This is a genomic window from Actinomyces sp. W5033, from assembly GCF_051303165.1.
Map to the genome: position 1 here is coordinate 1 of NZ_JBPPGD010000013.1, position 7,896 is coordinate 7,896.

9 protein-coding genes and 1 tRNA gene are annotated in these 7,896 nt (G+C 71.2%); 6 read left to right on the forward strand and 4 right to left on the reverse strand.

Annotation, left to right across the window (positions count from 1 at the left end; genetic code table 11):
* Positions 1-66: 66 nt before the first annotated feature.
* Together ACSJJR_RS09220 and ACSJJR_RS09225 are read right to left on the reverse strand one after the other, a co-directional pair.
* A complete protein-coding gene (locus ACSJJR_RS09220) occupies positions 67-756 on the reverse strand; it encodes an ATP-dependent Clp protease proteolytic subunit (RefSeq protein ID WP_435943127.1) in 690 nt (229 codons plus the stop codon).
* 1 nt (position 757) lies between these two features.
* Entirely contained in the window at positions 758-1,378 is a 621-nt protein-coding gene (locus tag ACSJJR_RS09225; RefSeq protein ID WP_435943128.1) for an ATP-dependent Clp protease proteolytic subunit, read from the reverse strand.
* Positions 1,379-1,568: 190 nt separating this feature from the next.
* On the opposite strand from ACSJJR_RS09225, the gene ACSJJR_RS09230 reads away from it, so the two are divergent.
* The 5 genes from ACSJJR_RS09230 (at position 1,569) to ACSJJR_RS09250 (ending at position 5,411) form a co-directional block, all read left to right on the forward strand.
* Positions 1,569-2,435 (forward strand): class I SAM-dependent methyltransferase, encoded by an 867-nt coding sequence (locus ACSJJR_RS09230; RefSeq protein WP_435943129.1) that lies wholly within the window; start codon positions 1,569-1,571, stop codon positions 2,433-2,435.
* Positions 2,436-2,491: 56 nt separating this feature from the next.
* On the forward strand, positions 2,492-3,088 hold the full coding sequence (locus ACSJJR_RS09235; protein WP_435943171.1) for an ATP-binding cassette domain-containing protein: 597 nt from the start codon (positions 2,492-2,494) through the stop codon (positions 3,086-3,088).
* Between the two features lie 88 nt (positions 3,089-3,176).
* Positions 3,177-4,235, forward strand: a complete 1,059-nt coding sequence (locus tag ACSJJR_RS09240; protein ID WP_435943130.1) for an ABC transporter substrate-binding protein — start codon at positions 3,177-3,179, stop codon at positions 4,233-4,235.
* Positions 4,235-5,005 (forward strand): ABC transporter permease, encoded by a 771-nt coding sequence (locus ACSJJR_RS09245; RefSeq protein WP_435943131.1) that lies wholly within the window; start codon positions 4,235-4,237, stop codon positions 5,003-5,005. Before ACSJJR_RS09240 ends, ACSJJR_RS09245 begins: the two co-directional genes overlap by 1 nt.
* Positions 5,006-5,066: 61 nt before the next feature.
* On the forward strand, positions 5,067-5,411 hold the full coding sequence (locus ACSJJR_RS09250) for a cupin domain-containing protein (protein ID WP_435943132.1): 345 nt from the start codon (positions 5,067-5,069) through the stop codon (positions 5,409-5,411).
* 240 nt (positions 5,412-5,651) lie between these two features.
* Here ACSJJR_RS09250 and tig read toward each other — a convergent pair whose 3' ends face one another.
* Both tig and ACSJJR_RS09260 read right to left on the reverse strand, forming a co-directional pair.
* Positions 5,652-7,025 (reverse strand): trigger factor, encoded by a 1,374-nt coding sequence (gene tig, locus ACSJJR_RS09255; RefSeq protein WP_435943133.1) that lies wholly within the window; start codon positions 7,023-7,025, stop codon positions 5,652-5,654.
* Between the two features lie 269 nt (positions 7,026-7,294).
* Positions 7,295-7,368 (reverse strand) — tRNA-Pro (locus ACSJJR_RS09260).
* Positions 7,369-7,492: 124 nt separating this feature from the next.
* On the opposite strand from ACSJJR_RS09260, the gene ACSJJR_RS09265 reads away from it, so the two are divergent.
* The gene (locus ACSJJR_RS09265) at positions 7,493-7,813 is read left to right on the forward strand and encodes a TfoX/Sxy family protein (RefSeq protein ID WP_435943134.1); all 321 of its coding nucleotides are present in this window, start codon (positions 7,493-7,495) and stop codon (positions 7,811-7,813) included.
* The last annotated feature ends 83 nt before the right edge of the window (positions 7,814-7,896 follow it).

The following is a 7,896-nucleotide window of genomic DNA, read 5'->3' on the forward strand; positions in this document are numbered from 1 at the left end:
CCCTGCGCCGCGGGCTGCGGCGCAGGGCTCCACCATGTCACGGCCGGGTCGGGGACCCGCTGCCGCTCATGCCGAGTGGGGTGAGGGCGGCGTCTTGCGCGAGACGAGGACCTGGTCGACCAGGCCGTACTCCTGGGCCGCCGCAGCGGTGAGGATCTTGTCGCGCTCGAGGTCCCGGTGGACCTTGTCCACGCTCTGGCCGGTGTGGGCCGCAAGGGTCTGCTCGAGCCATGAGCGCATGCGGTCGATCTCGTCGGCGACGATCTCGATGTCAGAGGCCTGGCCCTGCACCCCCTCCATGGCGGGCTGGTGGATGAGGATGCGGGCGTTGGGCAGGGCGAGCCGCTTGCCCGGGCTGCCGGCGGCGAGCAGGACGGCGGCTGCCGAGGCGGCCTGGCCCAGGCACACGGTCTGCACCTGCGGCTTGATGTACTGCATGGTGTCGTAGATGGCCGTCAGCGCGGTGAAAGAGCCGCCAGGGCTGTTGATGTACATCGTGATGAGGCCGTCGGGGTCCTGGGACTCCAGGACGAGCAGCTGGGCCATGACGTCATCGGCGGAGGCGTCATCGACCTGCACCCCGAGGAAGACAATGCGGTCCTCGAAGAGCTTGGAGTAGGCGTCCTGGCGCTTGAAGCCGTAGGCGGTGCGCTCCTCGAACTGCGGCATGATGTAGCGCGCCGTCGGCAGCTGCGTGGGGGCGACGGCCTGGAGCTGGCGGCCCAGGGCGTCAAAGTAGGGGCGGGAGCCGGTCATGTCAGTTGTCTCCGTTCTGCTGGCCGATCTCCCGGCTGGAGCGCACGATGTGGTCGACGAAGCCGTACTCCAGGGCCTCGGTGGCGCTGAACCAGTGGTCGCGGTCGGAGTCACGCAGGATCTCCTCAACCGTGTGGCCCGTGTTGGCTGCCGTGATCTCGGCGAGCTCCTGCTTCATCTTGATGATGAGGTCCGCGTTGATACGGATGTCCGTGGCGGAGCCGCCCGCGCCACCTGAGGGCTGGTGCATGAGCACGCGGGCGTGGGGGGTGAGGTAGCGCTTGCCCTTGGCGCCGGCCGAGAGCAGGTGCTGGCCCATGGAGGCGGCCAGGCCGGTGGCGACGGTGGCGACGTCGGGCTCGACGTACTGCATGGTGTCGTAGATGGCCATGCCGGCGGTGACGGAGCCGCCGGGGCTGTTGATGTAGAGGTAGATGTCGCGCTCAGGGTCCTCGGCGGCCAGCAGCAGCATCTGGGCGCAGATGGCGTTGGCGTTGTCGTCACGCACCTCGGAGCCGAGCCAGATGATCCGCTCCTTGAGCAGGCGGTTGTAGATGGAGTCGGTCAGGCCGAGTCCGGCACCGGGGCCGTCGGCGGCGCTGGGCGTGAAGTGCTCGCTCACGTCAGTCCTCTCGTGTTCGTTGACGACAACGCTAACGCCCCCTCACCCTCGCCCATGCCCGTCCTTGGACCGGTTTCGCTCACGGCCTGACGCCCGGGGACCGGGGAGTGTGAGATAGCAGGATCACACTGGCCTCCAGGCGAGGAGAGGGTAACCTAAGCCCCGGTTATTCACGGTCCTAGGAGTGACAATGACGACGAGTCCGGCCCGTCCCGCCCGCCAGAGCCCGAGGCCGGGTAGCGCCTCGGCGCCCCACGGCACCCGTCAGGCCCCGGAGGCCACGCGCATGCAGGGTCACTGGCTCCTGGCCACCCTCGGCAAGCGGGTGCTGCGGCCAGGCGGCATCGAGCTCACCCGCCGCATGCTCCAAGCGGCCGCTCCTAAGGCCGGGCAGCGGGTGGTCGAGCTGGGCCCCGGCGTGGGCCGCACCGCCGAGCTGCTGCTGGCCTCCCGCCCCTCCTCCTACCGGGGCGTGGACCCCAACCCCGAGGGACGCGAGCAGGTCACCAAGGTCCTCCAGGGGCACCCCGGGGCCGAGTACGTCGTCGCCGACGCCGCCCACACCGGGCTGGCGGACGCCAGCGCCGACCTCGTCGTCGGCGAGGCCATGCTCACGATGCAGTCCGACGCGCACAAGCGCGAGATCATCGCCGAGGCAGCGCGCGTGCTGGCCCCGGGCGGGCGCTACGCCATCCACGAGCTGGCACTGCGCGGCGATCTCACCCCCGACGAGATCGAGGCCACCCGCAAGCAGATCTCCCGCACCATCAGGGTCGGCGCCCGCCCGCTGCCGCTGGAGGGATGGGCCGCACTGCTCACCGAGGCCGGCCTGGTCGTGGAGTGGAGCGGAACCGCCCCCATGCACCTGCTCGAGCCCCGGCGCCTGCTCCAGGACGAGGGCCCGATCGGGGTGGCCCGCTTCCTGCTGCGCATGGCCCGTACCCCAGGGGCACGGGACCGGGTCCGGGCCATGCGTCAGATGTTCCGTCTCCAGGGCGAGATGCTCAGCGCGGTCGCCCTGGTGGCCCGCAAGCCCACCGAGGTGTCGGGAGCGTGACCTCCTGTGCGGCCGCAGCGCCCGCCGTCACCCACGGTACGGGCACCGACCTGGCGATGGAGCACGTCACCATGGTGCGCCGCGGCCTGACGCTGGTGGAGGACCTGTCGGTGTCCGTGCGTCCGGGCCAGACACTGGCGGTGACCGGCCCCTCGGGGGCGGGCAAGACGACACTGCTGCGGGCCGTTGCCGGCCTGTGCGTCCCCGACGGCGGCACTGTCAGCCGCCCCGACGGGCGCCTGGCGCAGGTCTTCCAGGAGCCCCGGCTACTGCCCTGGTACTCCGCGCACCGCAACATCTCGCTCGTCGTCGACGGTCCCACGCCGGACCTGGTCGCGGTGCAGTGGCTGGAGCGGGTGGGTCTGGCCGGTGCCGGCCACCTGCCTCCGGCGCGGCTGTCGGGCGGCATGCGCCAGCGCGTGGCCATCGCCCGGGCGCTGGCCGCCACACCGAGCGTGCTGCTCGTCGACGAGCCCTTCTCGGCACTGGACCGCCCGTTGGCCGCTGCGCTGCGCAGTGACCTCATCGAGCTGCTGGCCGACCAGCACGTGGTGACCGTCTGGGTGACCCACGACCCCCAGGAGGCCGAGGAGGTCTCCCACCTCCACCTGCACCTGGACGGACCACCCGGTACCTGGCGGCTGAGCACCTGAACCGCCCCTGACCGGCATCCCCACCACCGACCGCACGCCCACCACCACCGCACGAACCCACCACGACGCACCCGAAAGGGCCGGAATCATGATCAACCGCCGCCACCTGCTGACCCTGGCCGGACTGACCGCCCTGGTCCCCGCCACCCTGGCCGCCTGCGCCAAGGACGACACCTCATCCTCCTCCCAGACCTCCGGGTCCGGCTCCCCGGCCTCCGGGGCCGCCTCCCAGCCCCTCGATGTGCTGCGGGTCCACACCCCCACCACCCTGGCCTACACCGCCCCCATGACCTTCTTCGGCACCTACGGCCACCTCGACGGCATCGTCAAGGAGGTCGCCAAGGACACCTGGGCCAGCGTCGACGTGCTCAAGTCGCTGCTGGTCAGCGGGGACACGGATCTGGCGGCCACCCCGTCCTACGCGGCCGCGAACCTGTTCAACAAGGGCGTGGCGGTGCGCCTGGTCGCCATGCAGGTGTGGGGCATGCTCTACGTCATCGGCCCCGCAGGCTCGGCCGCTCAGGGCCTGGAGTCGCTGCGCGGCCAGTCCGTCGGCGTTCCCCTGCCCGGCAACATGCCCGACCTCGTCTTCCGCTACCTGCTCGCCCAGAAGGGGTGGGACGTCGACTCCGACCTGACCATCACCTCCTACCCCGACGGCCAGGGGGCGCTCAACGCGCTGCTGACCGGTGAGGTCGCCTACGTGGTCCTGCCCGAGCACCCGGCGAGCGTCAGTCTCGCCAGGGCCCAGCAGCAGGGCATGAGCCTGGAGCGCACGGTCGACCTCCAGCAGCTGTGGGCGGAGGTCACCGGCGGCGAGGCCCGCTTCCCCATGGCCGGACTGGTCATGCCCACCGCCCTGACCGAGGATCCCGCGCTGGTGGGTGCCGTCCTGGACGAGCTCGAGGCGGCCGTCGAGGACGTCAACGCCATGTCCGAGGAGACGGTCCAGGCGATCGCAACCGCCAACGAGGTGCCCGCCCCGGTGGTCACCGAGGTCATCCCCCGGCTGCAGCTGAGCATCGTCCCGGCCGCCGAGGCCCGCGACGAGCTGGAGGACTTCTACACCCGGCTGTCCACACTCAACCCCGACATCATCGGCGGCTCCCTTCCGGCGGACGACTTCTACGTCGCTGACCCGCGTTGATGCCCGAGCGACGCTCCCGGGCCGAGCAGCTGCGCTCCGCCCTGCTGTGGTGGCTCGGACTCGTCCTCGCTGTCGCCATCTGGCACGTGGCGGCCCTCGGCCAGCCGGCCTACGTCCTGCCGGGACCGGCCGCCGTGGTCGAGGCGCTGGAGGGCCTGGCTCGCGAGGAGGAGCTCGGCCCCGCCCTGGCACTGACCGTCCAGCGCGGGGCGGTCGGGCTGGGGCTCTCCTGCCTGCTGGGCATACCGCTGGGCTGGGCGATGGGCACGTGGTCGTGGTTGCGCGAGCTGCTGGACTCGTGGACCCAGGTGCTCATGTCCGTGCCGCCGATCGTCGTCGTCGTCGTCGGCATGATCTGGCTGGGACCCACCGCCGGCGTCGTCGTCCTGGTGGTGACCCTGGTGACCCTGCCGTTGCTGACCACCACCGTGCGCGACGCCGTGGCGGGTGTCGACCCCGACCTGCTGGACATGGCCAGGGTCTTCGCCCGCAGCCGGGCGTGGACGGTGCGGCGCATCATCCTGCCCGCGGTGGCGCCCCCGGTGCTGTCCGCCCTGACCGTCGCCGTCGGCCAGGGCGTGCGGGTCACCGTCATGGCCGAGCTGCTCAGCACCACCACGGGGCTGGGCGCGCAGGTCCAGCAGGCGCGCACCAACCTGGAGACCGCCGACGTCTTCGCACTGTCCCTCGTCATGGCGGCGCTCACCCTGGCCCTGGAGCTGTGCGTCCTGGGGCCATCGCGGCGCCGGCTGTCACAACCCTCGGTATGAGGCCCCGCCTCACCGCGCACCACGATCAACCAGTGACAACACCACCTGAAAGGACACCGATATGGCCACCACCCCCGTCACCGAGTCCCTGTTCCGCCTGGGACTGAACGAGGCCCTGCCGATCTCCCAGGAGGCCACGACCTCGCGCGTCGTGGTCAACAACGACCTCCTGCGCACCGTCATCTTCACCTTCGACGCCGGCCAGCTGCTCACCGAGCACGCCTCCCCCAAGGCCGTCGTCGTCACGCTCCTGGAGGGCGAGATGGACTTCTCGGTCGGCGGGCGCACCGAGCGCATGGGCGCCGGCGACGTCATCTACCTGGCGCCGGGCGAGCGCCACGCGCTGACCGCGGTGACCGCCTGCCGCATGCAGCTCGTCATGGTCGAGGTCGACGCGCAGGGCTGAGCCCCGCCCGTACCACCGGCTCGTCGCCTCCTTCGGTCGGCTCGTCCGGCTGGAGGAGGCGACTCAGTGGGCCGACGTCGTGCGGGTCCGTGCCGCACCGCCCGCGCCGTCGGGACGGCCTCGCAGGCTCTCCCGCCCCGGGCGCACGAGACCGGGCCGCCACCCAGGTGGGTGGCGGCCCGGAGGCTGAGGCTCAGGCCGCGCGGCGCCGTCTAACGTGGGTCGGCGGCGCCGTCGTGCTCACTCGGCGCTGGCCGGGGAGGCGTCGGCGGAGTCGGCCTCGGCCGGGGAGGCGTCGTGCTCGACCTCGGAGACGATCTCCTGGGCGTCGAGCTGGTCGGAGCCGATGAACTCGCTCAGGTCGACGTCGGCGCCCTCGGAGTCGCGGACGCTGACCTGACGCAGGGCCAGGGCGAGGGACTTGTTGCGGGCGATCTCAGAGACGAAGGCCGGGATCTGGCCCGCCTGCTGGGCGCCCTGCATGAACTGGCCGGGCTCCATGCCGTACTGCTGAGCCGTCTGGAAGAGGAAGTCGATGAGCTCCTCCTGGGTGACGTTGACGTCGGTCTGCTCGGCGAGGACGTCGAGGATGATCTGGTCGCGCACACCGGTGGTGATGTCGTCGCGGATCTCGTCGGCGTGCGGGTCGTCGGCCTTCTTGCCCTCCGCCTGGAGGTGGGCGAGGGTCTCCTGCTCGACGATCGCCTCGGGAACGTCGAAGACGACCTTCTCGCGCAGGATGTCGAGCAGGGCGTCGCGGGCGGCGACGGCCTGGTCGCCGGCCTTGCGCTGCGCGGCCTGCTTGCGCAGGTCCTCACGCAGCTCGTCGATGGTGTCGAACTCGGAGGCCATCTGGGCGAAGTCGTCGTCGGCCTCGGGCAGCTCGCGCTGCTTGACGGCGGAGGCGGTGACGGTGACCTCGGCCTCCTCTCCCTCGTGCTCACCACCGGCCAGCGTGGTGGTGAAGGTGGCGGACTCCTCGGCCTTGAGGCCGCGCAGGGCGGTGTCCAGGCCCTTGAGCATGTTGCCCTTGCCGATCTCGTAGGAGATACCGGAGGCGGAGTCGACCTCCTCGCCGTCGATGACGGCCTTGAGGTCCATGGTCACGAAGTCGCCGGTCTTGGCCTTGCGCTTGACGGCCTTGAGGGAGCCGAAGCGGGCCCGCAGGCTCTCCAGCTCGGTCTCGACGTCCTCGTCGGTGACGTCGACGGTGTCGACGGTGACCTCGAGGCTGTCGAGCTCGGGAAGCTCGATCTCGGGGCGCACGACGACCTCGGCGATGAACACGAGCTGGCCGCCCTGGGCGCCGGTGACGTTGGGCAGCTCGGTGACCTCGACCTCGGGCTGGGCCATGGGGACGCGACCCGACTCGGTGATGGCCTCGCGGTAGAAGTCGTTGAGCTTGTTGTTGACAGCCTCCTGGATGACGGAGGCGCGCCCCACGCGCTGGTCGATGACGCGGTTGGGGACGTGGCCGCGGCGGAAGCCGGGAACCTGGATCTGGGAGCCGATCGACGTGTAGGCGGCGTCGAGGCTGGGCTTGAGCTCCTCGTAGGGGACCTCCACAGTCAGCTTGAGGCGCGCGGGGTCAAGGTTCTCGACAGTGCTCTTCACGGGGTTCTGCTCCGAAGTCATGGTGCGGTGGGTCGCGCGGCCCCGCTCGGGAGCCGGCGGACGCCGTCGGGAGGCGTCAATCCGGTTCATCTTATGGCACGGCCGCGTCGCAGCGAAAAACGGCCCTGGCGCTGGCACGGCCGGAGGACCTGGCGCCCTGTGCCCGGGGGCGCAGCGGGACCAGGCTCTCCCGGGCTCGCAGGAGGCGCCGGGCCCAGCGGGCCCCTCGGCGACCGCTGCCGCCAGCGGGCGGCAGAGCCGTGTGAGCGTCGGGGTAGCGGGATTTGAACCCACGATCTCCTGCCCCCAAAGCAGGCGCGCTACCAAGCTACGCTATACCCCGTTTGTGGCGTGAGCCACAGCCGTCCCGCGCCGTCAGGCACCAGGCGGCGCACCACACCGTAGCACGGCTGCGCCCCGCCCCTCAGTCCTGCGCGAGGGCGGCTGCTCGACGACAGGAGGCACAAGTGTCCAGCAGCAAGAGCACCGTAGAGGCGCTTGTCAACGCCCTCGGCCCTGGGGCCCGCTCACGCGCCATGATGGGCGAGTACCTCCTGTACTGGAGGGGCCGCGTCGTCGGAGGCGTCTACGACGACCGTCTCCTGCTCAAGGACGTTCCTGCCACCCGCCAGGCCCGCCCCGACGCGCCGTTGGAGGAGCCGTACCCCGGTGCCCGCGCCATGCGGCACCTGGCGCCGCCCCGCGACGAGACCGAGGCGCAGGCCCTCATCGAGGTCCTCGAGGAGATGTGGGAGCAGGTGCCGGCACCCCGGCCCCGCAAACGCTGACAGGACGTGGCACGGCGGCGGGCCGTGCCTGTCAGGCGCGGACCACCCCAAGACCAAAAAAACACCAAAAGGGCGAACCCAAC